Annotated in this window: 26 protein-coding genes, 1 tRNA gene and 2 riboswitches; of the genes, 9 read left to right on the plus strand and 18 right to left on the minus strand. The window is 41.9% G+C overall.

Annotated features, from left to right (window positions below):
- Positions 1-26 precede the first annotated feature (26 nt).
- The 4 genes from ACYVBM_RS15855 to ACYVBM_RS15870 all read right to left on the minus strand — a co-directional run bounded on the left by ACYVBM_RS15855 (position 27) and on the right by ACYVBM_RS15870 (position 4,191).
- Positions 27-662: a peroxiredoxin gene (locus ACYVBM_RS15855; protein WP_460686666.1), complete on the minus strand. Its 636-nt coding sequence runs from the start codon at positions 660-662 to the stop codon at positions 27-29.
- A gap of 278 nt (positions 663-940) precedes the next feature.
- Positions 941-1,348, minus strand: a complete 408-nt coding sequence (locus tag ACYVBM_RS15860) for an RrF2 family transcriptional regulator (protein WP_460686667.1) — start codon at positions 1,346-1,348, stop codon at positions 941-943.
- A gap of 22 nt (positions 1,349-1,370) precedes the next feature.
- Complete coding sequence (locus ACYVBM_RS15865) at positions 1,371-2,375, minus strand: cation diffusion facilitator family transporter (RefSeq protein ID WP_460686668.1); 1,005 nt, start codon at positions 2,373-2,375, stop codon at positions 1,371-1,373.
- A 28-nt stretch (positions 2,376-2,403) separates the two neighbouring features.
- Positions 2,404-4,191: an LptF/LptG family permease gene (locus tag ACYVBM_RS15870; protein WP_460686669.1), complete on the minus strand. Its 1,788-nt coding sequence runs from the start codon at positions 4,189-4,191 to the stop codon at positions 2,404-2,406.
- A gap of 25 nt (positions 4,192-4,216) precedes the next feature.
- Between ACYVBM_RS15870 and ACYVBM_RS15875 the strand changes: the two genes are divergently transcribed.
- Positions 4,217-4,828 (plus strand): hypothetical protein, encoded by a 612-nt coding sequence (locus tag ACYVBM_RS15875; protein WP_460686670.1) that lies wholly within the window; start codon positions 4,217-4,219, stop codon positions 4,826-4,828.
- A 35-nt stretch (positions 4,829-4,863) separates the two neighbouring features.
- On the opposite strand, the gene ACYVBM_RS15880 is transcribed toward ACYVBM_RS15875, so the two are convergent.
- Together ACYVBM_RS15880 and ACYVBM_RS15885 are read right to left on the minus strand one after the other, a co-directional pair.
- A complete protein-coding gene (locus ACYVBM_RS15880; protein ID WP_460686671.1) occupies positions 4,864-5,241 on the minus strand; it encodes an START-like domain-containing protein in 378 nt (125 codons plus the stop codon).
- A gap of 80 nt (positions 5,242-5,321) precedes the next feature.
- Positions 5,322-6,485, minus strand: coding sequence for a hypothetical protein (locus ACYVBM_RS15885; protein WP_460686672.1), 1,164 nt, complete (start codon positions 6,483-6,485; stop codon positions 5,322-5,324).
- A 509-nt stretch (positions 6,486-6,994) separates the two neighbouring features.
- Here ACYVBM_RS15885 and ACYVBM_RS15890 point away from each other — a divergent pair.
- The 5 genes from ACYVBM_RS15890 (at position 6,995) to ACYVBM_RS15910 (ending at position 11,704) form a co-directional block, all read left to right on the plus strand.
- Complete coding sequence (locus ACYVBM_RS15890) at positions 6,995-8,236, plus strand: multidrug effflux MFS transporter (protein ID WP_460686673.1); 1,242 nt, start codon at positions 6,995-6,997, stop codon at positions 8,234-8,236.
- A gap of 116 nt (positions 8,237-8,352) precedes the next feature.
- Positions 8,353-8,736, plus strand: a complete 384-nt coding sequence (gene rplS, locus ACYVBM_RS15895; protein ID WP_460686674.1) for a 50S ribosomal protein L19 — start codon at positions 8,353-8,355, stop codon at positions 8,734-8,736.
- Positions 8,737-8,890: 154 nt separating this feature from the next.
- Positions 8,891-9,106 (plus strand): Sec-independent protein translocase subunit TatA/TatB, encoded by a 216-nt coding sequence (locus tag ACYVBM_RS15900; protein ID WP_460686675.1) that lies wholly within the window; start codon positions 8,891-8,893, stop codon positions 9,104-9,106.
- Between the two features lie 44 nt (positions 9,107-9,150).
- A complete protein-coding gene (gatA, locus tag ACYVBM_RS15905; RefSeq protein ID WP_460686676.1) occupies positions 9,151-10,572 on the plus strand; it encodes an Asp-tRNA(Asn)/Glu-tRNA(Gln) amidotransferase subunit GatA in 1,422 nt (473 codons plus the stop codon).
- Positions 10,573-10,651: 79 nt separating this feature from the next.
- Positions 10,652-11,704, plus strand: a complete 1,053-nt coding sequence (locus ACYVBM_RS15910; RefSeq protein WP_460686677.1) for a lytic transglycosylase domain-containing protein — start codon at positions 10,652-10,654, stop codon at positions 11,702-11,704.
- A gap of 497 nt (positions 11,705-12,201) precedes the next feature.
- Here ACYVBM_RS15910 and ACYVBM_RS15915 read toward each other — a convergent pair whose 3' ends face one another.
- From ACYVBM_RS15915 to ACYVBM_RS15930, 4 genes are all read right to left on the minus strand, one after another.
- Positions 12,202-13,041, minus strand: a complete 840-nt coding sequence (locus tag ACYVBM_RS15915; protein WP_460686678.1) for an energy transducer TonB — start codon at positions 13,039-13,041, stop codon at positions 12,202-12,204.
- A gap of 67 nt (positions 13,042-13,108) precedes the next feature.
- Complete coding sequence (locus tag ACYVBM_RS15920) at positions 13,109-13,750, minus strand: ExbD/TolR family protein (protein WP_460686679.1); 642 nt, start codon at positions 13,748-13,750, stop codon at positions 13,109-13,111.
- Positions 13,751-13,790: 40 nt separating this feature from the next.
- Positions 13,791-14,456, minus strand: a complete 666-nt coding sequence (locus ACYVBM_RS15925) for an ExbD/TolR family protein (protein WP_460686680.1) — start codon at positions 14,454-14,456, stop codon at positions 13,791-13,793.
- A gap of 71 nt (positions 14,457-14,527) precedes the next feature.
- Positions 14,528-15,385 carry a MotA/TolQ/ExbB proton channel family protein gene (locus ACYVBM_RS15930; RefSeq protein ID WP_460686681.1) on the minus strand — a complete coding sequence of 286 codons (858 nt, stop codon included), beginning with the start codon at positions 15,383-15,385 and terminating at the stop codon, positions 14,528-14,530.
- A 331-nt stretch (positions 15,386-15,716) separates the two neighbouring features.
- On the opposite strand from ACYVBM_RS15930, the gene tpx reads away from it, so the two are divergent.
- Entirely contained in the window at positions 15,717-16,214 is a 498-nt protein-coding gene (tpx, locus tag ACYVBM_RS15935; protein WP_460686682.1) for a thiol peroxidase, read from the plus strand.
- 58 nt (positions 16,215-16,272) lie between these two features.
- Here the strand turns inward: tpx and ACYVBM_RS15940 are convergent.
- Positions 16,273-16,344, minus strand: a tRNA-Arg gene (locus ACYVBM_RS15940).
- A 160-nt stretch (positions 16,345-16,504) separates the two neighbouring features.
- On the opposite strand from ACYVBM_RS15940, the gene ACYVBM_RS15945 reads away from it, so the two are divergent.
- The gene (locus tag ACYVBM_RS15945; RefSeq protein WP_460686683.1) at positions 16,505-17,170 is read left to right on the plus strand and encodes a DUF6496 domain-containing protein; all 666 of its coding nucleotides are present in this window, start codon (positions 16,505-16,507) and stop codon (positions 17,168-17,170) included.
- Positions 17,171-17,292: 122 nt separating this feature from the next.
- Here the strand turns inward: ACYVBM_RS15945 and ACYVBM_RS15950 are convergent, their stop codons facing one another.
- Positions 17,293-18,597: a voltage-gated chloride channel family protein gene (locus tag ACYVBM_RS15950; RefSeq protein WP_460686684.1), complete on the minus strand. Its 1,305-nt coding sequence runs from the start codon at positions 18,595-18,597 to the stop codon at positions 17,293-17,295.
- A gap of 28 nt (positions 18,598-18,625) precedes the next feature.
- Positions 18,626-18,697, minus strand: a riboswitch (Fluoride riboswitch).
- 84 nt (positions 18,698-18,781) lie between these two features.
- On the opposite strand from ACYVBM_RS15950, the gene ACYVBM_RS15955 reads away from it, so the two are divergent.
- Positions 18,782-19,081: a hypothetical protein gene (locus ACYVBM_RS15955; RefSeq protein ID WP_460686685.1), complete on the plus strand. Its 300-nt coding sequence runs from the start codon at positions 18,782-18,784 to the stop codon at positions 19,079-19,081.
- Here ACYVBM_RS15955 and ACYVBM_RS15960 read toward each other — a convergent pair.
- The 6 genes from ACYVBM_RS15960 to ACYVBM_RS15985 form a co-directional block, all read right to left on the minus strand.
- Positions 19,078-19,659 carry a MarC family protein gene (locus ACYVBM_RS15960; RefSeq protein ID WP_460686686.1) on the minus strand — a complete coding sequence of 194 codons (582 nt, stop codon included), beginning with the start codon at positions 19,657-19,659 and terminating at the stop codon, positions 19,078-19,080. The two genes, ACYVBM_RS15955 and ACYVBM_RS15960, sit on opposite strands and share 4 nt — an antisense overlap.
- 120 nt (positions 19,660-19,779) lie before the next feature.
- Positions 19,780-19,965, minus strand: coding sequence for a cysteine-rich CWC family protein (locus ACYVBM_RS15965; RefSeq protein WP_460686687.1), 186 nt, complete (start codon positions 19,963-19,965; stop codon positions 19,780-19,782).
- 52 nt (positions 19,966-20,017) lie between these two features.
- Positions 20,018-21,985, minus strand: coding sequence for a TonB-dependent receptor plug domain-containing protein (locus ACYVBM_RS15970; protein ID WP_460686688.1), 1,968 nt, complete (start codon positions 21,983-21,985; stop codon positions 20,018-20,020).
- 93 nt (positions 21,986-22,078) lie between these two features.
- Positions 22,079-22,330, minus strand: a riboswitch (cobalamin riboswitch).
- Positions 22,331-22,412: 82 nt separating this feature from the next.
- Positions 22,413-22,910 carry a YeeE/YedE family protein gene (locus tag ACYVBM_RS15975; RefSeq protein ID WP_460686689.1) on the minus strand — a complete coding sequence of 166 codons (498 nt, stop codon included), beginning with the start codon at positions 22,908-22,910 and terminating at the stop codon, positions 22,413-22,415.
- A 7-nt stretch (positions 22,911-22,917) separates the two neighbouring features.
- Positions 22,918-23,469, minus strand: coding sequence for a YeeE/YedE family protein (locus ACYVBM_RS15980; RefSeq protein ID WP_460686690.1), 552 nt, complete (start codon positions 23,467-23,469; stop codon positions 22,918-22,920).
- A gap of 49 nt (positions 23,470-23,518) precedes the next feature.
- Positions 23,519-24,316, minus strand: coding sequence for a sulfite exporter TauE/SafE family protein (locus tag ACYVBM_RS15985; protein ID WP_460686691.1), 798 nt, complete (start codon positions 24,314-24,316; stop codon positions 23,519-23,521).
- Between the last annotated feature and the right edge of the window lie 45 nt (positions 24,317-24,361).

The raw sequence follows: 24,361 nt of genomic DNA on the forward strand, positions 1-24,361 counted from the left end.
ATGAACTATGAACCAGATGCTATGAACTATAAATTAGGTTGCGGTGTATAACGCAGATAAGGTTTTACCTCTTTTACACCTTTAGGGAATTTTTTGATGGCATCTTCGGTAGAAATAGAAGGTACTACGATCACATCTTCACCATGCTGCCAATCGGCCGGCGTAGCTACGCTTTCGTAAGCGGTTAGCTGTAAAGAATCTAATACACGAAGCACTTCATTGAAATTTCTGCCGGTAGAAGCGGGGTAAGTAATGATTAGTTTGATCTTTTTATCAGGACCTATGATGAATAATGAACGCACGGTAGCTTTTTCAGAAGCATTGGGGTGGATCATATCATATAATGTAGCGATTTCCCTGTTGGGGTCTGCCAGGATGGGAAACTCAACAGAACAACTCTGTGTTTCATTAATATCATTTTTCCAGCCCAAATGACTATCCAGTGGATCTACGCTAACAGCCAGTACTTTGGTATTGCGTTTTGCAAATTCCTCTTTCAACAAAGCCGTTTTACCTAACTCTGTAGTACAAACAGGTGTATAATCAGCAGGGTGAGAGAATAATATTCCCCAGCCATCTCCTAAAAACTCGTGAAGTTTAACTTCACCTTCGGTGGATTGCGCCGTAAAATCGGGTGCGATATCGCCTAATCTTAATGACATGTTTAAAATTTTATACGTTAAAAAATCAAATTCTAAAACCTACCAAGCAAGTAGACTATTAGCCCAAAAAAAATCGGGCCCGCAAGATAGTATATTTTTTTAATAGACTTATGGATTTTTTTAAACCCCTCTTCCTGTAAATCTGCTTTACCGGGTAAACCTGTTATTCTCTGATAATAAGGAGCTAAGCCTTGGAGGTAAGACATCCATAGTGCTAAAACGAAATAATGGTATTCCGGTAGCGCTTGTTGCTATTGCAGCACTTTGCGGTACGCCCGTTAATCTTTTAAATCCGCCAGTGTCCTGTTTTCAAGTATCGCTAAAGTAGCATCACGCACCTGCTTCATTACATCGTGCAGGCCACAATGCTTTTCGTCGCAATTATTACATCGTTCGTAAAAATTAAGGCTTACACATGGCAGCATGGCAATAGGGCCATCAATCAATCGGATGATCCGGGTCATTTGAACCGATGCCGGATCTACTTTAAAAAAGTAGCCGCCACCTTTACCTTTTTTACTATCCAGGATATCGGCTTTTTTCAATTCCAGCAAAATATTTTCCAGGAACTTTAACGGTATCTTCTTCTTTTCTGAAATTTCCGAGATCAGTACAGGCCCATCCTTTTGCTTTTCGGCCAAATAGGTAAGTGCCTTAAACGCGTATTGAGATTTTTTCGTAAGCATAACAACCAGTCTACAAAGTTACTCAACTATTTTGAGTATTATGCTTTTTATTTTTCACTACATTTTCGAGTGTCCACTCGATTTTTTTGTCAAAAGCCTGCTTTCTTACAGTACAATCGGACTTTATGCAAATGGGGCATTGGGGGCCGGCAATGCAATCATCCGAATGGATGAACAGCTCCAGCGACTGGCCGTATTTGTTCCTGATGAGATCGGATAAGATATCCACTTCCACGTGCGCTTCCTTTACCGTGAAATACCAGGGCACTGTCAAATGCGCATCCACATGCAAAATACCTCCGAACTGTATCACCCGGAGGTTGTGCAGGTCTACCCAGTTATGGCGCCGGTGTGTGTTTACCAGGGCTACCATATCTGTCAGCAGCTTTTCATCCGCTTCATCCATAATCCCAGCAATCGATTGCCGGGTGATATTGTAGGAAGTATACAAAATAAACAGCGAAAGCAGGATGGCCACGGCAGAATCGAGCCAGCCAAGGTTGGTAAAGTGCAGCAATACCAGCCCGATGATTACTGCAAGGGTAGAGTAAGTATCGGTTTGCAGATGTTTGCCGCTTGCCTGCAGGGCCAGCGATTTATTTCGCCGGCCATAGGCCACACATATCCACCCCATCGCATAGTTGATAATGGCTGTAGCTGCTATCAGCATAATTCCCAGGTCAATTTTTTTAACTCCCTCCGGAACAATGAGCTTTTGTATGGCTTCGTATAAAATAAAAATGCCTGCCAGACCTATCAATACGCCTTCAATAGCTGCCGACAGGAACTCGGCTTTTCCATGCCCGTAAGGGTGGTTAAAATCACGCGGCTGCGCTGCTACATACAGGCTGTACAAACCCACAAGGCCGGCAATAACATTTACAATGCTTTCCATTGCATCTGTTAAGATGGCGACCGAGGAAGTATAGAAGTAGGCAATAAATTTTACGGCCAATAAAACAGCCGACACCAGCGCGACCCACTTCTGAACTTTTAGGTTCTGAGCCTGGGGAGATATTGATTGCATTATCTTATTATTAAGTATTTAGCGCCGGCTAACTTTTTCTTAGGCGTTTTAATATCCTGCGTTTAAGCCTCGTATAAAATTCCTTGTTAAACAGGTTCGAGTCGTGCATGGCTTTATAAATAAGAAAAACACCTATAGGTACTAATACAAAAGTAGAAAGCCATAAACCTGAGAAAGCGCTCATCTCCATTTCCTTAGCCAGCTTTTCTCCACGCGTGGACACAAAATAGAAAACCATAAAAAAGATAATAGCAAATATCATAGGTGTTCCAAGGCCGCCTTTTCGTATAATAGAACCCAAAGGAGCACCTATCATAAATAACACCATACAGGCCATTGCGAGTGCTATTTTTTTATGCCATTCTATCTTATACTTCTGAAGGGTTTTTTCCTGCTCCAGGATATTGCCGGCATTCATCTCAAGATTGCTGGCCACACCTTCCAGGCTATTCAAGGCCCGGTCTCTTACCATTTGCCTTGCACTATCCGGGATAAGCGCGTCAAAACTATTTGGATCTTTTTTAATCTTTTTTACCGGCACAGCCGCTTTTTTAGTACTGTCTTTTTTAATACTGTCTGCGGGTGTTTTAGCCGTGTCCCTCACTGAGCGGGTAGTAGAATCCCTGCCTGCCAGGGCTTTCATACTGCTTAAAGTATCAATATAAAATACCGGTTTATTACGTGCCTGCTTCAGCGAATCTCTTCTGGCCTTTTTCCTGGCGGCATCTGTCCGGGCTTTTAGCAGGACCGAGTCTTTTCTCACCTGCCGCCTTATAGAGTCGGCCCGGGCTTTCAGCTTTACAGAATCTGCTTTTGCCTGAACCGAATCCTTTGCCTTTTTAACACCCATATACGCCACAATATTGCCCTGAAAGTTGAGGATGGAATCAGGAATGGTGATCCCTTTTGTTATACTATCCCTGTAGTTTAAAATCGCAAGGTTGACAAACATGTTGCTTTCAAAATTCTTCGATATTTCTTTATTGAACCTGGACATTGAGTCGATGGCCACATCGAGCTGACGCATATTGTACATCTTCTCATTATTTACATTAGCGCTGTCGTCAGATTTTTTAAACTGGAACGAGCTGATGTCCATCTGCATTTTATATTCCTTAAAGCCCAGCCTTATATAATCCGTTACAGAATCGCCCTTGTTCCCACGCTCCTGGTATTGCCATCCATTCTTAAATACAATATCCAGAAAACGCTTATCAGCAGATGGCTTCATCACCCCATCCCTGGCAATCAAAAAATTATCCTGCAGGCTGCTACCACCGTCCTGATATACAATGATGTCCCTGATAACGCTATCATTAGGTTCCTTTTTACCAATTTTAATGGCAAACTTATCTATGCCGTCAAAAAATACGCCCTCTTTTATGGCAAAAGCTGGCTTGGCCAATACAATATCAGCCAGTAAAGTACGCGATTTAAGATTGGCTACCGGTATTACATAGTTTGAAAAAAGAAACGCTCCCAGGCTGATGAAACCTGCTACTACAAACAAAGGCCTCATAAACCGCATTAAAGAAATGCCGGCTGATTTAATAGCGACCAGTTCAAAGCTTTCGCCCAGGTTACCAAATGTCATAAGCGAGGATAGCAGCACCGAAAGCGGTAATGCCAGCGGGATCAATACGGCGCTTTGGTACCAGATAAACTTTAAAATAGTACCTGCATCTAATCCCTTGCCTACAAAATCATCTATCCACAGCCAGAAAAACTGCATGATCAGTACAAACAGGGTAATGAAAAAAGTGGCCACAAATGGCCCAATAAAAGCTTTTATGATTAGTTTATCTAATTTCTTCACCTTCGTAATAGTATATCTTTACCGCATGCAATCAGCAAAAATACATCTTTCGCCGCAGCATATAAAGCTTGTTACCAATGCAGCATGGATTTTAACAAAGAATGAAATCATTCAGCACATTAAAACCGCTTTTGAAATGCTGTATACAGAGCAATTATCGGTGCTTGCACCCGCTACATTACCGGCAGAGCTCTTAATCCCGGGCGGAAAAATATCACGGGGAGAAAACTACCTGGGACTGCCGTGGCTGGTATTGGACAACCCGCGTTGTTTTGTGCGTCATCATATTTTTGCTATACGCACTATGTTCTGGTGGGGGCGGTTTTTCAGCACCACGCTGCATGTATCGGGTAAATGGCAGCAATGGGCAACAACAAAATTAGCTGCAGCGTTCACCTTCCTGAGCCGGAACAACCTGTATATATGCTGCGGCGGAGATGAGTGGGTACATGATGTTACCAGCACATCTTATATACCTGTTCATACCCTCTCGCAAAAAGAATTTGAGAAAATGCTGGCAGAAGCGCCTTTTGTAAAAATTGCCGCCTGTACAGATATTAATAATATTGAGAATGCCATTGAGATCCTGATGGAACAGTTCCGGTTTTTAATAAAAATTCTCAAAGCAAATACATAAAAGAATCATATTATGACCCTTTATGCGTTTAGCGCTTAGTTGCCCAGGCGGTGAAACAGGTCCTTTACCTGATAATCCCAAAGCTGACTCTGATCCTTAATGTCTTTTTTCTCAGCAAAATCAGTAATTACCAGGATGGTTTGGTTAGTTATTTCCGATTTATCTATCCTGAACTCAAAATATTCATTACCGGGCGCACCTTCCCAATGAAAACGGATAAACTTTTCTTCTTCCTGGTCCAGCACTTCAGCCTCTTCATAACTTCCGTTCCAGCCAAAATAGAACTTACCGTCACGTTCATCAACATGCTCGGCAAACCACTCACCCAACCCGTTAGAGGTAGCTAAAAACTCATACAATATAGTAGGGGAGCAGCGAACGGGGTACTCCAGGGTGAACTTCTGTTTACTCATCTTCACAAATATTAATACTCAATAAGCCGCAATTATATAAAATTTATCAAACAAACAAAATTTATTTTTATTTATCCGGTTTAAAGATCATTTTTCGGCACTGTTGCGTTCGCTGTCCGTAACATTTCATGTTCCAGCAACAATGTCAGATAATATGCCTGGGAATGGTAGAAAAAGTTCGTTCTCCGGCTGCCGGCAAAGAGGCCTTTCACAGGATTAGGAAATACAGAGGTCATATTGGCCACAAAAAAATAAAACGCTTCCATATCCTGCCGGCACACCGCTATACGCTCGGCATCTTTTTCTCCCAGCCTTAATAAAGAAGTATGAAGCAATACCTTCTCCATGCCATTGGTTACTTTTTGCAATTGAAGCCTGATATCTTTCAGCAGCACCGGTTTTAATTCATATAGCGCTGCATGTTGCGGATGAGCCGCTACCAACCGCACCAGGTGATACAGGATAATACTGGCCTTCTGGTAATGAGGCGCATTGTAAGGTGTACGTTTCAGGTACCTGCCCGAAACTACCATACGGTTGATCAGGCGAATGGTAGCGCTGTCGTACCGGTTCAACCGGAAGCCATTGTCAAGCACAAACCTCAGGCCGTTGGCCTGTACACATATATCAAAATCTACAGGCATATTTTTCCCGAACCAGGTAGAATAAGCAGATATTTTTTTATATTTTTTATAGGTGTTCCGTATCGTTCGCTTAGCTCCATTGGCATTTTCAGCCATCAGCTTTTTTACAGCAGCCTTCAAACTATCGGGAAAATCAGCAGATAAATAAATGATGGACGTATCATCCAGGTCATCAGGAAGAATATATTTCTTCCTGGACGAAAAATAGGTGCTGTTAGGAAAATGCCTGGACGGTTGGGTTTGCCAGAAATTATAGGTAGGTCCTCCATCTTTATTGCGGTACCTGAAATAATTGCTTTGTGCCTTTTCACAAAGAACATCAACCATTTGCCGGTTTTCAGAAGATAGTCCTTCCCTTATCGTTTTCAGGGTCCATACAATCAGTCCTGTAAAAAATATATTATCGTCTTCCCTAACCGGCCTTTTTCTGGAAAGGTATATCCTTTGAGACGGGAACATGCCCTGCTGATAATGAGGGTCAGGATCCGCTACCTGGTATCTGGCTATCCGGTCCAGTAATGAATCTACATACCTGTTTTGAGCAAAAACAGTATTTTGCCCATACAAAAAAAATGAAATAAGTAAAAATAATTTTCGCACCCGCTTGTTATGTTAGCTGCAAATTTAGGCCTCCTGGCAATGCCTTGCGGCATATAAAAACCAACAGCTGCTTAAAATATTTGAACGCCAGTTACCATCAGGGCGAACACATAAACCTGCGCCATTTTAACTATAAAGGCATAAGTAAATAGGTGCCAGGAGCAGTTATCTGGTGCTATTTTAACTAAAAACCATTTTCTGTACCCATTTCGGATATGCTGTACAACATAAAAATATAGTTATTCCGATACCAACCCGAAAGCTGAGGGAATATTGATTCGTGCGTTCGTGGCATCCTTTGCTTGTATACTAAACGGCTTATTCCAAAACCATCCGGCCGCGCGAACGCCGGAACTTGTGGCCGCCCCCACTTAGCTTATAAAAACATGAAACCGCCGGATGAAATTTGTGCGCCTGTCCTGCTGCTAAAATGCGGGCAGGTTCCGTTTCATAAAAATTTGCATTAGCTTTGCGACCTCATATTTGCTTGCCCTAAACTCAAAAAATTAATGAAGGGCAATAATTATTTTTTCAAAATATTCATTTTAGGTCTTCTTGCTGCTATCGGTCCGTTTTCGATAGATATGTACCTGCCGGGATTCCCTGATATGGCAAGGGACCTGAATACCGATGTAAGTAATGTTTCGTTAACGCTCTCCAGCTTTTTTATCGGTATTTCGGCAGGGCAGCTGCTATATGGCCCTTTGCTTGATAAATACGGACGCAAAAAACCTTTATATTTTGGGCTTACGCTCTATATTACAGCCTCATTAGGATGCGCGTTATCCACATCCATTACCATGCTCATTGCTTTCAGATTTTTCCAGGCTTTGGGTGGGTGTGCAGGTATGGTGGCTTCGAGAGCTATGGTCAGAGATATGTTTGCAGTAAAAGATAATGCTAAAGTATTTTCACTGCTTATGCTGGTGATTGGCGTGTCTCCGTTGCTGGCGCCTACCATCGGCGGTTATGTTACTACGGCCACAGACTGGCGGTACGTTTTTATTATCCTGCTGCTCATTGTGCTGGCCATGCTCCTGCTGTGTATTTATACGCTACCCGAAAGCCAGAAGCCTGCAGAAGCATATTCGCTTGCTCCAAAATTCATACTGCAAAAATTCGGAGAGGTTTTTAAGCAGCCGCAGTTTGTTATATATACTTTTACCAGCGCTTTTACTGCAGCTGGCTTATATGCTTACGTAGCCGGCTCTCCCCATGTTTTTATGGAAATTTTCAAGGCCAGCGAAAAGACCTATGGCTGGATATTTGCCATTGTTGCAGGCTCCCTGGTGCTTGCCACGCAAATCAACGCGCAAATACTGCGCTTTACCAGCAGTGAAAAGATCATTCCCCGTGCTATTATTATTCAATGCGGTGCAGGCCTGCTGCTTGCAGTGGGTTTTATGAATGACTGGTGGAATATGGCAAGCAGCATTATACTCTGCAGCATTTTTCTTGCATGTCAGGGCTTTACCTTTCCCAACGCTTCGGCGCTTGCTTTGGCTCCGTTCGATAAAAATGCAGGCAGCGCCTCAGCACTGATCGGCTGTATACAAATGGCTATTGGTACCTTATCATCGGCTATGGTAAGCCTTTTTCATGATCATACCGCAGCACCCTTGGGGTTTGTGATGGCTTTTTGCGCTTTTACTGCCCTTACCATCCTGCTTGCGGGAAAAGGTATTGTAAAATACCGTGCCCGGAAAGAAGGCGTTGAGGAAAGCTCGGTAGATATGCTGTCCGAAGTGTAGCTGAACACCTGTTTATATTAGGCAATAGTTTTCTTGTAGCCTGTAGAAAAACTTTGCTGTATTGTTTTAATTTTAGAAAATTCCCCTTACCTTTGCAGTCCTTAAAAAATTAAGTTATGAGCAGCGCAATAGCTTTCGTTCACGAGCAATTGACACAGACAAAGAAATTCCCGGCCTTTAAAGCAGGTGACAATATTACTGTAAATTACAAAATTATTGAAGGCAACAAAGAGCGTATCCAGTCCTTCAAAGGTGATGTGATAAAAAAGCAGGGTAATGGTGCTACTGCTACTTTCACTGTCAGGAAAATTTCTGACGGGGTGGGTGTTGAAAGGCTGTTCCCGTTTACTTCTCCCAATATTGATTCTATCGTATTAAATAAAGTAGGCCAGGTTCGCAGAGCTAAATTATTCTACCAGAGAGAAAGATTTGGTAAAAGCTCACGTATCAAGGAAAAGCGTATGGCCGTTGCTTCAAAAAAAGCGAAAGGAGCTGCATAAGCAAATATTTTATGTTATTATAAGAATCCTGCCCGTTAGGCAGGATTTTTTGTTAAAATATAGAATTTACTGATAAAATCAGACCGGTTTTTAAACACTTGGTCTTTTGTATTTGTATTCTTACCGTATCTTTGATAACTAATTTTTAAAATTTATGACACAAATTCAATTATTGGGCGCTTTAGGCACCAATGAGATCATTATTATCATGGTAATTGTGCTGCTTTTATTTGGAGGCCGCAAAATTCCTGAACTGATGAGAGGGCTGGGTAAAGGCGTACGAGAATTTAACGATGCCAAAGACAATGTAAAAAGGGAAATTGAAGAGAGCGCTAATAATATAACCAGCGAGCCTAAAAGAGCTGAATAAAAATCTGCTTTATATTTTTAATTGACTTACAAAAGCCCAACCTTTTGCCAGATTTTACTTCTATTGCCCGATATCACCAGGAGTTAGAACAAGGAACCATCTCCTGTTTGGCAACTGTTCAATATTATCTTGAAAAAATAAGTAAAAAGCAGCATCTTAATGCATTTGTAGAAGTATATGCTGATGAAGCTATAGCAAGAGCAAAGAAGCTGGATGCCAGTAAAGAACCTAAAGGCCGGCTACATGGTGTGATCATTGGCATTAAAGACGTTATATGTCATAAAGACCATGGAGTAACAGCTGCTTCCCATATTTTACAAGGCTTTACTTCCATTTTTTCGGCCACAGCAGTAGAGCGGCTTACAGATGAGGGCGCTATTATCATTGGGCGTTTGAATTGCGATGAGTTTGCAATGGGATCCACCAACGAAAATTCTGCTTACGGAAAGGTTTTGAATGCGGCAGACGAAACCCGCATTTCGGGCGGCTCATCGGGCGGCTCTGCAGTAGCAGTGCAGGCCGGACTTTGCATGGCTTCATTGGGAAGCGATACGGGCGGCTCTGTAAGACAGCCTGCAGATTTTTGTGGTATTGTTGGACTAAAGCCCACTTATGGCCGCATTTCCAGGTACGGGCTCATTGCATATGCCTCGTCGTTTGACCAGATAGGTATTTTTTCTTCCTCTATAAGCGATGCGGCATTGCTTTTAGAGGTGATGGCCGGCCCCGACGATTTTGACAGTACCGTATCACACCAACCCGTTCCTGCGTACTCAAAAGAGCTGGAAACCGGTAAAAAATATAAAATAGCTTACTTTCCAGAAGCGCTTGCTCATCCGGGCCTGGACCCCGAAATTTCAAAGGCGGTCAGCAATACACTGAACGAGTGGAAAAAACAGGGACATACCGTAACAGCAGTTGATTTTGACCTGCTGGATTATATTGTGCCGGCCTATTATATTCTTACTACTGCCGAAGCAGCCTCTAATTTATCACGTTACGATGGGGTTAAATATGGCTACCGGCCGGAAAATATTACTGCCGATCTGGATGCATTTTACAAACAAAACCGGTCAGCAGGATTCGGATGGGAGGTAAAGCGCCGTATTATGCTGGGAAATTTTGTGCTGAGCTCTGGCTATTATGATGCTTATTTTACCCAGGCCCAAAAAGTAAGAAGAATTTTAACAAATAAATTATCATTGATCTTCAAAGACTTCGATTTCCTTTGTTTGCCTACTTCTCCTTCTGTAGCGTTTAAGATCGGTGAAAAAATGGAAGACCCGGTATCCATGTATATTGCTGATATATATACAGTTATAGCTAACTTAACCGGTATTCCGGGTATTTCCCTGCCCTTGTTTACCCATCCGGAGCACCACATGCCATTTGGACTGCAGCTGATGTCGTCCCATTTTAATGAGTTATCTTTACTTTCTTTTTGTAACAATATTTTAGAAAATTAAGCGTTATTAATTATCCGGGAACTACTCAACCATACCCTAACTTTTAAATTGGCTTTTTTTAAAACATTTATACTAAAGAATGATCATTAAAAAACAGGCAGTGAAGCATTACGGAATGGCGATTTTGTTTTCCTCGATTTCTTCCCTGTCATTTTCCCAAATAAGTCCATTAGTCATTGCCTCATCTGTCGGCAATACCGAAGCTGTAAAAAAAGCCGACCCTAAAACCGGTTTTAAAAATCTTTTTGAAAATAATACAGCCAGTACATCTACAAAAAATATTGCGCTTAAGGGCATCAGCATTGAGCATTTAAATCCACAGGCTATAAGCTTTGTACAGGATTATATAGAAAGACATACAGATCATTTAAAAGAACTGCAAACCTGGGGAAAGCCTTATTTTGACATGATGGATGACGTGCTTACGCAGGCTGAAATTCCTAAACAGCTCAAATACCTGGCCGTTATCGAGTCTAATTTAAAGGCATCTGCCGTATCCTGGGCCGGTGCAGTAGGTCCATGGCAGTTTATGCCGGCAACGGCCACACAATTAGGACTGCGGGTAGGCCGGGGACTGGATGAGCGGAGGGATTATTTAAAAAGTACTAAAGCTGCCGGCAAATACCTGAATTACCTGTATGATATATATGAAGACTGGCTTTTGGTGGTAGCCGCTTATAACTGTGGCCCGGGCAGGGTTAATTCAGCTATAGCAAAAGCAGGCAGCAGCGATTTTTGGAAACTGCAATACTATCTTCCTGCAGAAAGCAGGAATCATGTTAAAAAATTCATTGCCACGCATTATATAATGGAAGGTGAAGGAGGCGTGACTACAGTTTCGAAGGAGCAGGCACTTTCTATGATGGCTACCGTAAAAGATGAAATCACTCATAAAGACCTGAAAATACAAACCATTAGCGGCCGTTATAACTCAAAAGCCATTGTAAAATATCTTGAAATGAGCCTGGAAGATTTCAGTAAGCTCAATCCTAATATGGATAAGGTACTGGCATCAAACAGTACTTACCAGCTAAAATTGCCGGTAAAACAAATGGAAACCTTTCTTTCACAGAAAAACGAAATGCTGAACGAATCTATACAGATGCTGATAAACCCTGAATATAGAAATTAATATCTCCTTAAACATAAAGTTAAAAGGCGGCCACAAAACGGCGGCCTTTTTTATTGCCTGTTCGATCTGTGATCAACATGAGCCCACGAGTTTTGTTAGGTCCAAAAAATCCGCAATACCAATAGGTAATATTTACGCCAACTTTTTATGAAACAATTGATTGTGTATATAAAAACACATTTTTTATTACCAGCTACAGCTAGGGTCCTCCTGAAAATATAAAACGCGGGCCAGCATTAGGTTTCAAGAGGTTCCGATGGTAACAAATACTGCTTTCCCCTCCCCTTTGGAAAGCAGTATTGATTTCTAATCAACAACCCATTTGATCTTTACAATGTAATAGAAAAAGAGGGTTAAGTAGAATGAATACAACTGGATTAAAAATATACAATGAACTCCCTCGAATTTTCAGGAAGACGCTGGCAACCGTAGGCCGGCAGGACGTGCAAAAAAAATCCCGCCAAAAGCGGGATTATACAATTACTATGTGTTGAATCTTATTGTTCTGTCACCTGGAAGGTAATAGGCTGTTTTCTATAAGCTTTCACTTCCCTTCCGTTCTGAATAGCCGGTTTCCATTTGTTGGATTTCTTAATAACCCTCATGGCTTCCTGCTCCATTCCAAAACCGTGGTTGGTCAAGGCTTTGATATCACTAACATTACCTGCTACATCCACTACAAACTGAATAATTACTGTATAGTTACCCGGTGCGGCACCATTATCAACAGCCACCTGTCCATCGAGGTTCCTTTCCAGGAAGCTTCGCCAGTTACCGGGATATTGAGCATCTACCTCAACTTTGGTAAATATTTCAGGCTCTTTTTCCACAGGTTTGGTAACTTCTACCAGGCCTTTACCTGCGTCAGCTGCAGCCGGTGGTGTTACAATGCCTATATCTTTGATACCCTCCTGGTTAATAGTACCGATCTTGGTTTCCTTGAGTTCTTCTACCGCAGGTGGCGGTTCCTTTACCTCTTCATCTTTTACAATTTTAGGAGGTGTAAACGCCTTCATCTCAATTTTAGGAGGTGGTGCCTGTTTGGGTGGCGGTGGTGGCGGCGGCGGTGGCGGCTCATCCGGCTTTTTCTCCTGCTGCTCTATTTGCTGTATCGTAACTTCATTGATCTTCACTGCTTCAGAATTATCCTTTGGCTTCAGCTGGCTCTTTAAAAAAACCGCCCCTGCAATTACTGCAAAACCAATGGCTGTAACTATCAAGGCCATCCACATTCTTTTGTTATAGGTTTTACGAAGCTCGTAAGCGCCATAACTTTTATTGCGGCCCTCAAACAGAAGATCCAAAAAGTCTGTAGTTAAAATTTTATTGGCTTCCATTATTCTTTAATTTGTTAATGATAAGATGCTGACTGTGTAAAAATTCCATACACAAAAGCACCGGTTTTTATTGCGCAGGCGTTGCTGCCGGGGCAGGCGCGCTGCCCTCTGTTGCACTAATAAGCTCCTTTTCTGTTTCAAATGGCTCCAATAACGCGTAGCGTGCTACTTTATTAATAGTCATTTCATCCAAAAGGTCAATCACGTTTTTATAATTTGCCTCTTCGGTTGGCTTGATCAGCACAAAAAAGTCCTTCTGACGACAATCATTGGGGTTCTTTCCTTCTGCCTTTGCTTTAGCCTCGCAGGCCTCATCTTTTACATAACGCGATTCTACTTCCTGCTTTTTCTTAATAATCACATCTCTTATATCTTTAAAAGAGGTTGACTTGAACGCCGAGCTGGCATTTTCATTGGTCAATTCTCCTTCATAGTAAAAGAGGTTATTATCTTTACCCACCATAATGGTAAGGGCACCAGACATCTTCACTTTTGTTTCCTCGTCCTTTTTATCTGTATCCTTTGGCATGTTGAGATCCATTGTTGTTGGAGAGCTCATCGTGGATGTGAATATAAAGAAGGTAATAAGTAAGAAGCCCAGATCTACCATTGGCGTCATGTCTACCCGGGTGCTCAGCTTTTTAGCCTTTTTTACGCCGGGGCCTTTTTTGTGGCCGCCACCGCCATCACCAGTGTCTAAACTTGCCATAACTTAATTATGTGTTTTAAAAAATTATAAACTCTATATCTTATTGCTTTGCTCCCGGCTGGCTGTTCCTTTCCTTCCATAGCTCAGTCCCGGAGGGAGCCGCTTCAGGCATGGTTACCAGGTTGTACTTCTGCTCATCATTCTTTTTCAGCGCGTCAACTACCGCTTTAAAAGCCGGGTATTTCGCTACATTATCCCCTTTGATCAGGTACTTCAGGGGCTTACCCGCAAATTGCGTACGGGTAGCGGCTATCCAGTAATACAACTCGTTGTTTGCCGAGTCTTTTACAGGGATGCCTTCCTGCACATACGCTTTTTTCTGATCGTTGGGAAGCGCCAGGAATGCTCCCAGCTTGCTGAATGGAACCCCTATCATGTCGCCCGAATTATACGCGGCTACCTGCGCGTCAGTAACAGGTATATTTCTTGCCTGTGCTGCGCTTTTGATAATGTCCTTTGCAATTTGGGGGTCATTTTTAGCCATGATAGAAAAGTATACCTTATCATCCTTATCAATGCTGATCATTACCGCATCATTCTCCGGTAATTTTTGTGATGACACCGAATTAGGGGTTTGAATGGGAACTGCCTCTGCCGGTTTAAACTTCGTAGCCATAATGAAGAACGACAGGATCAGGAACGCGATGTCCACGAAGGGCGTCATATCCGTTTCAGTCGACTTCTTGGCTATATTAACTTTAGGCATATTAAATTATTATTTTGATATGTGACGATTTAATTCGGATTTTCCATAAAATTCAACAGATCGTCTTTGCACTATTTGTACAAAGTAGCGAAAGATTGAGTTAAAGTAAATCCGGATTCGTCAATGCCATAAGTAATACTATCGATCCTTGTAGTTAGCATGTTATAAATAATCAGCGCCAAAGCCGATGTACCGATACCTAATGCTGTATTGTACAGTGCCTCAGAGATACCTACTGCAAGAGCGCTGGAATCGCCGCCGCCACCAGACTCACCCAAAGCAGCGAAAGAACGGATCATACCCATTACCGTACCTAATAACGCAATAAGGGTACCGCACGATACAATAGTAGAGATGAACACCAGGTTTTTCTGAAGCATGGGCAGCTCAAGAGCTGTAGCTTCTTCTACTTCTTTTTGAATAGCCGCTACTTTTTGCTCGGTTTCAAGACCGGGCTCAGTAATCATTTCTTTGTAACGGCGTAAGCCTGCTTTCATTACATTACCTACAGAACCTTTTTGTTTGTCGCACTCAGCAATAGCTGCATCTACATTTTTATTAGCAAGGTGATACTGCACTTTACGGATAAAATTGCTGATATTTCCTTTACCTAAAGCTTTGCTGATTGTTAAAAACCTTTCAATAGCAAATACAATTACCATTAAAAGCATACCGATCAGAAGCGGTACGATGATACCACCTTCATAAATCCTGTGGAAGGCATCTTTAGGACCTAAATGGTGGGGCCAAAAACCTCCTGCCGCATCCGGAGAATCAAAACCTGCGGGGTTACCCATTCCATATCTCCAAATGCAATAACCTGCGATAATACATAGAATTGGTGCGATCCAGGAAATTGCGTTACTGCTCTTTTTAGGTTGCACAGATGTTGTTGCTGCCGCTGCCGGCCTAGCTTGATTTTCAGCCATGATCTTAGTTTTTTTAGTTTTTTAAATATTAAAGCTTGTGAAATAGACTACAATTCTAACAAAAAAAAATTTATAACAAAATTTTTCTCAGTTATTTTTTTCTGATTTATAAAGTAATTGTTTTAAGGCAATTTACCGTTTTGTAACGATACTACCCCCTAAATATAACGTTAACAAAAACACAATTATTCAGCGCTGTTGTTACTGTAAATCGGCTATGAATATAAGCATTTCTTATCATCTGCGTCTCTAAAAAATATATATCAATTAAAAACAATTTACCGGTTACATTTGTCTATACAATAAACAGCATTAAACAAAAATTATTATTATGGCAGAAATAACACTAAAAGGTAATAAAGTAACTACATCGGGCAACCTGCCGGAAGTGGGCAGCACGTTGAAAGACTTCACATTGGTAAAAGATGATCTTTCGGAGAAAACCCTGGAGGATTATAAAGGTAAAAAACTGGTTCTGAACATTTTTCCCAGTGTAGATACCGGCATATGCGCAGCATCGGTAAGAAAATTTAACGAACAGGCCGGCGCTCTGGAAAATACAGTAGTACTGAATATTTCAAAAGACCTGCCTTTTGCGCTTAAACGCTTTTGTGCGGCCGAAGGCATTGCTAACGTGGAAACCTTATCTGATTTCCGCGGCAGCTTTGGAAATGATTATGGCGTAATAATGACGGATTCGGGGATGAAGGGTTTGCTCAGCCGCGCAGTTATTGTGGCTAATGAGAACGGGGAAGTGATTTATACAGAACAGGTGCCCGAAATTGCGCAGGAACCAAACTATGATGCGGCTTTGGCAACGTTGAAATAATTACAGACTTCATAATAAGAGCCCCGGCATTATTTATATAGTGCCGGGGCTTTTTTTGTGGCCTCGCCCAGAATCGAACTGGGATCTGGAGCTTCGGAAACTCTTATACTATCCATTGTACTACGAGGCCTTTTTTCGCAGGGTGGCAAAATTAAGCCAAAAGCATGAACATCCCCACTTATTGTTCAAAACAAAAAAAGTATTTCGTTATACCACCGTTGCTGTAGTGGTACGTTTTTTGAAATCCTGAAGTGTATATTCATCTTCTAATGCATTAAATCCTCAACACTATGGCAAAATATTCAAAAGCCGCAGCAAAATCTGTAAAAGGCGCTATGCGCAAAATGAAGCAGGGCAAATTAACTTCCGGTACATCAGGCAAAAAGGTAACCAGTAAAAAGCAGGCTATTGCTATCGGTTTATCAGAAGCGAGAGAAAAAGGAGTTAAAGTTCCGGCGAAAAAAGCAGCACCGGGAAAAAAGAAAACTGCACCCAGGAAAAATGCTCCTGCAGCTAAAAAAAGCGCCGCCCCAAAAACTGCGGTAAAAAAATCTCAAAAAGCCCCCGTTAAAAAAGCCGCAGCTAAAAAATCAGCGGCCGTTAAATCGCCGGCAAAAAAGAAAAAAACAGCAGCTTCCAAAGCTCCAGGAAAAAAAATATCAGTACAGGCAAAAGCAAATAAGCCAGCAGATGAAGCTGCTGACACCGCCAGTTCTGCAGAAAAAGCCGGAGAAAAGGTTGCCACAGAACCCATAACCAACAATGATATCAATAATGAAGTAACCCCGGAAGCTGAAAACGCTGTATTTACCAGCAGCCAGCCTGAACAGCAGTGGATACCGGAAGGCGTAAATGCTACACCGCAGGATCCATTTCATGGTAATACCAATCCATCAAAAGCAAAAACCACGCTTAAGCCATCTGGGAAAAAACCATTGTGGGATAACAGGAAATAATATTTTATAAGAATTATACAATCGGGTCCTGCTTGACCTTTTAAAAAGAAAGATCATCAAAGCCGGATACGGTATTAAGGCCACGGAATAAAAATTCAGCGGCCTTTTAATTTTTCTGCCCGTTACAGGTCCTTCAGAGCCTTTCCTGTATCGTTCATAAATTTTTCATTCTTCGCCTCACCAATGATCTGTGCTTTGTAGATACTGTTGTGCCCTGACATGAGGTAAGCTATAATGCAGGCCAACCCGATATAGATGCCGCATTCTGCGCCAAATAGCTCTATCCCCATCAGCATACAGGCTAAAGGCGTATTAGTAGCTCCTGCAAAAACAGCAACAAAACCCATCCCGGCTAACAGGCTAACCGGCAAAGGGACCACAAATGACAGCGCACTGCCTAATGTGGCCCCGATAAAAAACAATGGCGTTACTTCACCTCCTTTAAAACCTGCAGAAAGGGTAATGATCGTAAAAGCCATCTTTAGTAGAAAAACATGTGGCAGCATCGGAGCGCTGAAAGATGAGACAATAGTGGGAATTCCCAGACCTATATAATCAGTTGTACCTATTATATACACTCCCGCTACAATAATAGCGCCGCCTGCTACAGGCCGTAAAGGAGGATATCGGATCAATGAATTGAACACAGCACTTAACCATTGCATCAGCCGGCTAAAGGAGGCAGCGCAAAGCCCAAATACCACGCCGGCCAGTATAGCATACAAAATACCGGTAATTGATATACCAGGAGCAGCAATAGATGGATAATTTGTATGCCCTGCCTGCCATAAGCGGGTAACCCAATCGGCAAATATGGCGGCTGCAAAAGCAGGGAAAATAGCGTTGTACCGGATACGCCCTATCAAAAAAACCTCGAGGCCAAAAACAGCCCCGGCCAGCGGGGTGCCGAAGACCGAGCCAAATCCGGCAGCAACAGCAGCGATCAGCCATATTTTCCGTTCCTCATCATTCAAGCGGAAAGGCCTTGTAAGCTGATCGGCGATGGAGGCTGTTATCTGGAGGGCAGTACCTTCACGTCCGGCCGAGCCACCAAACAAATGGGTAATGATCGTTCCCGAATAAACGAAAACACCCATTTTAAACGGTATTTTTTCACCAGGTTTATGAATATTGCTTATGATAAGATTATTACCCGCTTCCACATTTTTTCCATAGCGATAATACATCCACCCAATCAACCACCCGGCCAAGGGCAATAAAAGAATGATCCATTGATGTTTTTCGCGGAAACCGGTAGCCCATTGCAGCGATACCAGGAAACCTGCAGAAGCAGACCCTGCCAGTGCTCCCAGAACGGCTGTTATAAATAACCATTTACCTATAAATGGGATACCAGGATACCTGCTAAAAAGCTGTTTTAAAAAAGAGGCGGTTTTTTTGGCAGATGCATCTTTTGGGATAGACATAATACTCCTGATTAAAATTTTACTATTAAATTAACCAGGCGTCATCAGCCACGCCGGGGCGGGCGGTTGGGTAAGGAAGAACACCATTTCCTTTTCACTGCGAAAATACCAGATAAAAATGATTTTTACAAAACATGTATATATTTTTGCCTTTATTTATATATATCTGATATAGCATTTAACCATGAGTGAAACACTACATACCAAACGGCGTACCGCTGTAAGACTGGCGCGTTTTACAATAGCTTTCCTGCTCTTTCATATCATTTTTCTCACTGCTTTAACACTGATGGTAATACTGGATAGCGATAAGGCTTTTTTAAATAATTACATTCATTTCAGTACTACTTATATGCCCGCTCTTGTTGTAGCTTTAGCCCTGAGCAGCCTGTTTATATATAAAACCAGGCAGGGTAAAATGGCACTCCTGTTATCACTTGTTCACATTATTATAATAGCAGTGGCGTTGCTTTTAAAAAGTTAATGATGTATAAGTCCCGCTGCATTGGTAGCAAATATCTTTACTGAAATGGCCAGCAGTATAACGCCAAAAAACTTCCTTACGGCGATCAAGCCGCTTGGCCCCAGCAGTTTTGATACACCATTTAAAGATTTCAGCACAATATAAATAACGACCAGGTTGAGCATTATTGCAATAAGAATGGTTTGTACCTCATAGTTGGCTTTTAAAGACATGATGGTGGTAAGCGTTCCCGATCCGGCAATTAAGGGGAAGGCAAGCGGCACCAGCGTAGACGCCTTTATATCTCCATCGGATTTAAAAAACTCTACCCCTAAAACCATTTCTAATCCTAAAATAAAGATCACGATAGAGCCCGCTACCGCGAAGGATTTTACATCCAGTCCCAGCACATTTAAAATAGGACCTCCCAAAAACAGGAACAGGAGCATTAAAGCGCCCGCTATTAATGTTACGCGCAGCTCGCGTATGCCACCGGCTTTGTTTTTTATGGAGATAAGTATAGGGACTGAACCTATGATATCAATAATAGCAAAAAGTGTGAACGAAACGGTAAGTATTTCTTTATAACTGAATGGCATTTGTATTGGTTTTGACAAAGGTATACATAGCCTGCTATATTTATGCGTCCAACCAATCAGGATGTATATTATTCTTTTTATTGATACCGTTCAGATTTTATTGCTGCAGAACATGCTTTCTTATATAATATAGCGGTTCTTCCATTTGAGCAGGCAAGAACGGCAAAGACAACCTTTGTACCTATCGCTTATCAGCTTTTTTTCCTCTTCGGAAAATGAAATGCCATAGCATTGGCAGATGGTAATGCAACCCACTTTACATTCGAAGGCTGATTTACACCTCGGACAGGTTTTAGGCTCGTGCATTGCCCCGAAAGTTTTAAAAAATTAATAATAACCGCCCTCTGTGCTATTGCATCTATAAAGCAGCGCTGATACCTATCATGAAATTAGCCTGACGGCTGTTATAGCCATATACATCAAAATATTTTTGATTGGTTATATTTCTGAAATCGGTAAACAGTTTTGCTTTACCTTTTATAATATTATAGGCCGCGTAAAAATCAATAGTGTAATAGGCTGGCATCGGGTCGGGACCACCTAAGTCAACATTAGGAACAGGCATACGTTCACCAATATATCTGAACGCCGGCACAAGTGTCAGCCCTTTTACCGGCTGTAAAGTAAGTGTGCTGTTAAGTGTAAAGTCAGGCCTTCTGAAAAGGTTCTTTGTTTTTTTTCCATCATTCATGCCCGCTCCGTTAACGTAAGTAAGGTTATTTACCCATTGGCCAATATTACCTACCGCAATATTGCTTTCCACCTCAAAACCATGATCGTGCTGCTCATCGCGGTTGATATATTTACTGGTAAAGGTTGAGGCATCCGTATAAAAAACAACCAGGTCCTTAATATCTCTTTTAAACCCAACAATTCTGAAAGAATTCCTGTTATCATTGGTAAGTGCCTGCACACCTACTTCGTAATTAACACTTTTTTCGGGCGATAGCGCTCTGTTCCCATATTCACTATATAACTGGTAAAGAGAAGGTGTATTATATCCGCTGGAAATATTTACGAAAACCCGCGTGTGCTCATCTATATTATACGATGGATTAAAAGTAAAAGTTCCGTTACCGCCATAAACGCTGTGATGGTTATATCTTCCCCCTGCTTCTATGTTAAACCCTTTCAGATCGGTTACTAAAAAAGAGGCATACACAGAAAAGTTATTAGATTTGGCAGAGTCGCTGCTTACCGGAACAGCATTGTATGGGCCAATACTGGAAATACTTTTATAAGATTGATCTGTATGCTGATAAACATATTGCAGGCCGCTCACTAAAGATAAACGATCCGTAAAATTGTGATTGCCATACAAATCCGTTACATAAGACCGGCCCTTATAATTTCCGTCGGACCAAATAGCATAATAGGAAGATTGAGGAGCAACCCTCAATCCCCCAATATCTGTACTATCGTCAAAATAATACCTGTCAGACCGTATTATGTTCTGCACTAAATGCAGGGCCGACTTTTCAGTTTTATAATTTAAACCAAGGCTGTTTACAAAATTTTTATTTTTTATGATGTTGTCATAATCGTCAATGTAGGCATCGGCATCTGCATCCGCTTTATAATCCCCATAATTGCTGGTAAAATTTAAAGACAAGGTATTTGTAAACCGGTAACCCAGGTTAGCCTGGAAGCTGTTTTGCTTTAAACCATCTTTATCAAAATTTCGGTTGCCAAGGCTATCGTAAGCGGCAGAAAAACCATCGGTAGTAATCCTGTTATAAAATAAATTATAAGAAAATTTATCAAGGGTGCCATTAACACCTGCGCCCAGCTTTAGTGTATTATAACTGCCATAAGCAACGGTTACAGCAGGCGTTATTTTACCTGTACCGCCCTTTTTTGTAATGATATTTATAACCCCTGCAACAGCATTACTTCCCCACAAGGTACTTTGCGCGCCTTTTAAAATTTCTATGCGCTCTACCTGGTCCGGCCGGATATTATTAAGATCGTAGGTGTTGGTAAGATGGGAAGGGTCCTGCAAGGGAATACCATCTATTAAAACAAGTGTATTACCGGTGGCAGCACCTCTCAGGTACAGTTCCTGGTTGGAGCCGGGCGCATTATTAGCGCCAACAGTAAAGATGCCTGCATACTGGTTTAAAATTTCGGTCAGGGATTTCCCTATATTGTTTTGTAAAGTTGCTTGATCAATAACTGTAACTACTTTGCCGGTTTGAGACTGTTTCTGTTCTTTTCTTGAAGCAGTCACCACTACCTCATCCAGATCTTTGTCAGTTGTTTGGTTTTGTGCCTGTAGTGTGCCATACAATATAACAGCAGCCACTACTAAAATTTCCCTTTTCATTTTAAAATTTCAGTTGACTGCTTCCGGTAGAATAATAGAAATATATACGCTGTTGCGAATACATTTTCCGCCTTTCGCCCGAAAGCTTGAATGATAACTATTGATATCTGGCAGGTCTTCTGGCTTAGAGCATATTGTTGAAACCTTCCCGTCGGCCGCAGCATACAGTGGTATATCTTCAACAATCAGCCTCATAAAGCCTTCTCTTCGGGAAGGTTGAACAGGCCGCTCTTTACAGCTACGGGGATAGCGCCGGACTCCGTGCCTGAGGCAGGCAAGTACACCGGACTTCCCTTTTAATTCCCCCACCTTTGGCAGGAAGAAACCAAAATCTCAGCAAAAGTAAGGAAATGCATTAAGTTTGTTTAAGCATGAACAGAAAGGAACTTTACATGCCTGCACACGTGGGCTGCTGGCAGCTCACCTTTTAATGGGGCAGCTTTTCACGAAAATAACCATATACCCATGTACCGGCTATTGCACTTAATAATACCACCACCACAACAGTAAAACCGCTCCCTATCTGTGCAAATAATGGCCCGGGGCAAGCCCCCGTCATGGCCCAGCCCAGGCCAAACAGCAATCCTCCGATAACCTGTCCCTTATTAAATTTTTTGGGATGTAAAGTTACTGCTTCCCCATATATGGTTTTTATATTGAACCTTTTTATCAGCCATACAGAAACAGCCCCTATAACTACAGCTGATCCGATCACGCCATACATGTGAAAACTTTGCAGGCGGAACATTTCCTGTATACGGAACCATGAAACAATTTCTGCCTTTACAAAAACAATACCGAATATAATGCCCACTGCCAGGTACTTAAAGTTATACCACCAGGGGTGATTTAGTACTGTTTCGTTGATACACATGGTGTCCAGCGAACGCACTTCGTAATCTGTAATATCTTTTTGCATAGTCATTGATCAGTTATAATTTAAGAATAAAAGGAAGGATCAGGTTGGCCATAATAAATCCGCCGGTCATAAAACATATAGTAGCTATAAGAGAAGGCAGTTGCAGGGTACTCAATCCCATAATGGAATGACCGCTGGTGCAGCCCCCTGCATATCTTGTTCCAAAACCAACCAAAAAGCCGCCAATTACCAATAGAACAAACCCTCTTGCCGTAAGCAAACCCTGCCAGCTAAATATTTCTGCAGGCAAAAGATGTTGGTTGTCTGTAATATCATACTGATGTAACTCCGTGGCTAATGCCGGTGCCACCCTTACGGCATCAGGGTTTGCCAAGAGCTGTGCAGCTACAAAACCACCAATAAAAATACCGGCTATAAAAAACAGGTTCCAGGCTTCCTTTTTCCAGTTATACTTAAAAAAAGGAATATGGGCCGGTAAGCAGGCTGCACAGATATGCCTCAGGTTTGCAGATATGCCAAAATGCTTATTGCCCAATAACAATAAGGCCGGTACTATTAATCCTATTAATGGCCCGGCAACATACCAGGGCCAGGGTTGTTTCATCCATTCTATCATTTATAAAACTTATTTATTTACCAGGTATTCCAAAGCGTCAGGGAGTAAAATATATTACCAGTTCGTGAACAACAACATAAATTCCTATCAGCAGCACAAACCAGCCAAATGCTCTTTTCAAAATACCCCCTTTTATCTTTTTTCCCATTGCTGCGCCTGCCAAAACACCAACAACAGCTATTCCTGTTACCTTCAGCAATAAATCCCAGTCCATAGAATGATGCGTAACATCATCTGCAAAACCTGCCAAACTGTTTACTGTAATAATAACAAGAGAGGTACCAATAGCCGTTTTAACCGGAAGGCGCAACAATAATATTAAGGCAGGTATCAATAAAAATCCGCCGCCGGCTCCCAGCAACCCGGTTACCAGGCCGATGCTTATACCATACACTGAAATTTTAAGCAGCCCGGCGCGCGGCATTTCATTTATTACGGGTTTTGATCCTGTTTTTATCATGGAAAAAGATGAGGCGATCATCAAAACTGCAAACAGCAGCATGGTTACCAAAGAAACCGGTACGGAATAATAGCCGATATGTAAAGACTGTGGCAGATAGGGTATAATATAATGCCTGATACAAAAAACAGTTATAACAGACAGGGTGCCGAAAATAAGCACGGTCTTCATATCTACCGTTTTATTGCTCAGGTTGGCGACAGAACCCACAAGGCTGGTAATACCCACTATAAATAAAGAGTAAGAAGTAGCCAAAACAGGGGGAACATCAAACAGGTATACCAGTATAGGCACGGTTAGTATAGATCCGCCACCACCGATCAGGCCCAACGAAAGTCCTATCAATAACGCCGCCATGTATCCTGCTATCAACATATTGCAAATTTGCAGATGCTTTTATTTTTACAAAGTGATTGTGAT

The organism is Niabella aquatica (genome assembly GCF_054779315.1).

What these genes read in the sequence shown, in the direction of transcription:
- ACYVBM_RS15855 (WP_460686666.1), bottom strand. Translation starts at nt 662, where the DNA reads ATGTCATTAAGATTAGGCGATATCGCACCCGATTTTACGGCGCAATCC.
- ACYVBM_RS15860 (WP_460686667.1), bottom strand. Translation starts at nt 1,348, where the DNA reads ATGCTTACGAAAAAATCTCAATACGCGTTTAAGGCACTTACCTATTTG.
- ACYVBM_RS15865 (WP_460686668.1), bottom strand. Translation starts at nt 2,375, where the DNA reads ATGCAATCAATATCTCCCCAGGCTCAGAACCTAAAAGTTCAGAAGTGG.
- ACYVBM_RS15875 (WP_460686670.1), top strand. Translation starts at nt 4,217, where the DNA reads ATGCAATCAGCAAAAATACATCTTTCGCCGCAGCATATAAAGCTTGTT.
- ACYVBM_RS15880 (WP_460686671.1), bottom strand. Translation starts at nt 5,241, where the DNA reads ATGAGTAAACAGAAGTTCACCCTGGAGTACCCCGTTCGCTGCTCCCCT.
- ACYVBM_RS15890 (WP_460686673.1), top strand. Translation starts at nt 6,995, where the DNA reads ATGAAGGGCAATAATTATTTTTTCAAAATATTCATTTTAGGTCTTCTT.
- rplS (WP_460686674.1), top strand. Translation starts at nt 8,353, where the DNA reads ATGAGCAGCGCAATAGCTTTCGTTCACGAGCAATTGACACAGACAAAG.
- ACYVBM_RS15900 (WP_460686675.1), top strand. Translation starts at nt 8,891, where the DNA reads ATGACACAAATTCAATTATTGGGCGCTTTAGGCACCAATGAGATCATT.
- ACYVBM_RS15910 (WP_460686677.1), top strand. Translation starts at nt 10,652, where the DNA reads ATGATCATTAAAAAACAGGCAGTGAAGCATTACGGAATGGCGATTTTG.
- ACYVBM_RS15915 (WP_460686678.1), bottom strand. Translation starts at nt 13,041, where the DNA reads ATGGAAGCCAATAAAATTTTAACTACAGACTTTTTGGATCTTCTGTTT.
- ACYVBM_RS15920 (WP_460686679.1), bottom strand. Translation starts at nt 13,750, where the DNA reads ATGGCAAGTTTAGACACTGGTGATGGCGGTGGCGGCCACAAAAAAGGC.
- ACYVBM_RS15925 (WP_460686680.1), bottom strand. Translation starts at nt 14,456, where the DNA reads ATGCCTAAAGTTAATATAGCCAAGAAGTCGACTGAAACGGATATGACG.
- ACYVBM_RS15930 (WP_460686681.1), bottom strand. Translation starts at nt 15,385, where the DNA reads ATGGCTGAAAATCAAGCTAGGCCGGCAGCGGCAGCAACAACATCTGTG.
- tpx (WP_460686682.1), top strand. Translation starts at nt 15,717, where the DNA reads ATGGCAGAAATAACACTAAAAGGTAATAAAGTAACTACATCGGGCAAC.
- ACYVBM_RS15945 (WP_460686683.1), top strand. Translation starts at nt 16,505, where the DNA reads ATGGCAAAATATTCAAAAGCCGCAGCAAAATCTGTAAAAGGCGCTATG.
- ACYVBM_RS15950 (WP_460686684.1), bottom strand. Translation starts at nt 18,597, where the DNA reads ATGTCTATCCCAAAAGATGCATCTGCCAAAAAAACCGCCTCTTTTTTA.
- ACYVBM_RS15955 (WP_460686685.1), top strand. Translation starts at nt 18,782, where the DNA reads ATGAGTGAAACACTACATACCAAACGGCGTACCGCTGTAAGACTGGCG.
- ACYVBM_RS15960 (WP_460686686.1), bottom strand. Translation starts at nt 19,659, where the DNA reads ATGCCATTCAGTTATAAAGAAATACTTACCGTTTCGTTCACACTTTTT.
- ACYVBM_RS15965 (WP_460686687.1), bottom strand. Translation starts at nt 19,965, where the DNA reads ATGCACGAGCCTAAAACCTGTCCGAGGTGTAAATCAGCCTTCGAATGT.
- ACYVBM_RS15970 (WP_460686688.1), bottom strand. Translation starts at nt 21,985, where the DNA reads ATGAAAAGGGAAATTTTAGTAGTGGCTGCTGTTATATTGTATGGCACA.
- ACYVBM_RS15975 (WP_460686689.1), bottom strand. Translation starts at nt 22,910, where the DNA reads ATGACTATGCAAAAAGATATTACAGATTACGAAGTGCGTTCGCTGGAC.
- ACYVBM_RS15980 (WP_460686690.1), bottom strand. Translation starts at nt 23,469, where the DNA reads ATGAAACAACCCTGGCCCTGGTATGTTGCCGGGCCATTAATAGGATTA.
- ACYVBM_RS15985 (WP_460686691.1), bottom strand. Translation starts at nt 24,316, where the DNA reads ATGTTGATAGCAGGATACATGGCGGCGTTATTGATAGGACTTTCGTTG.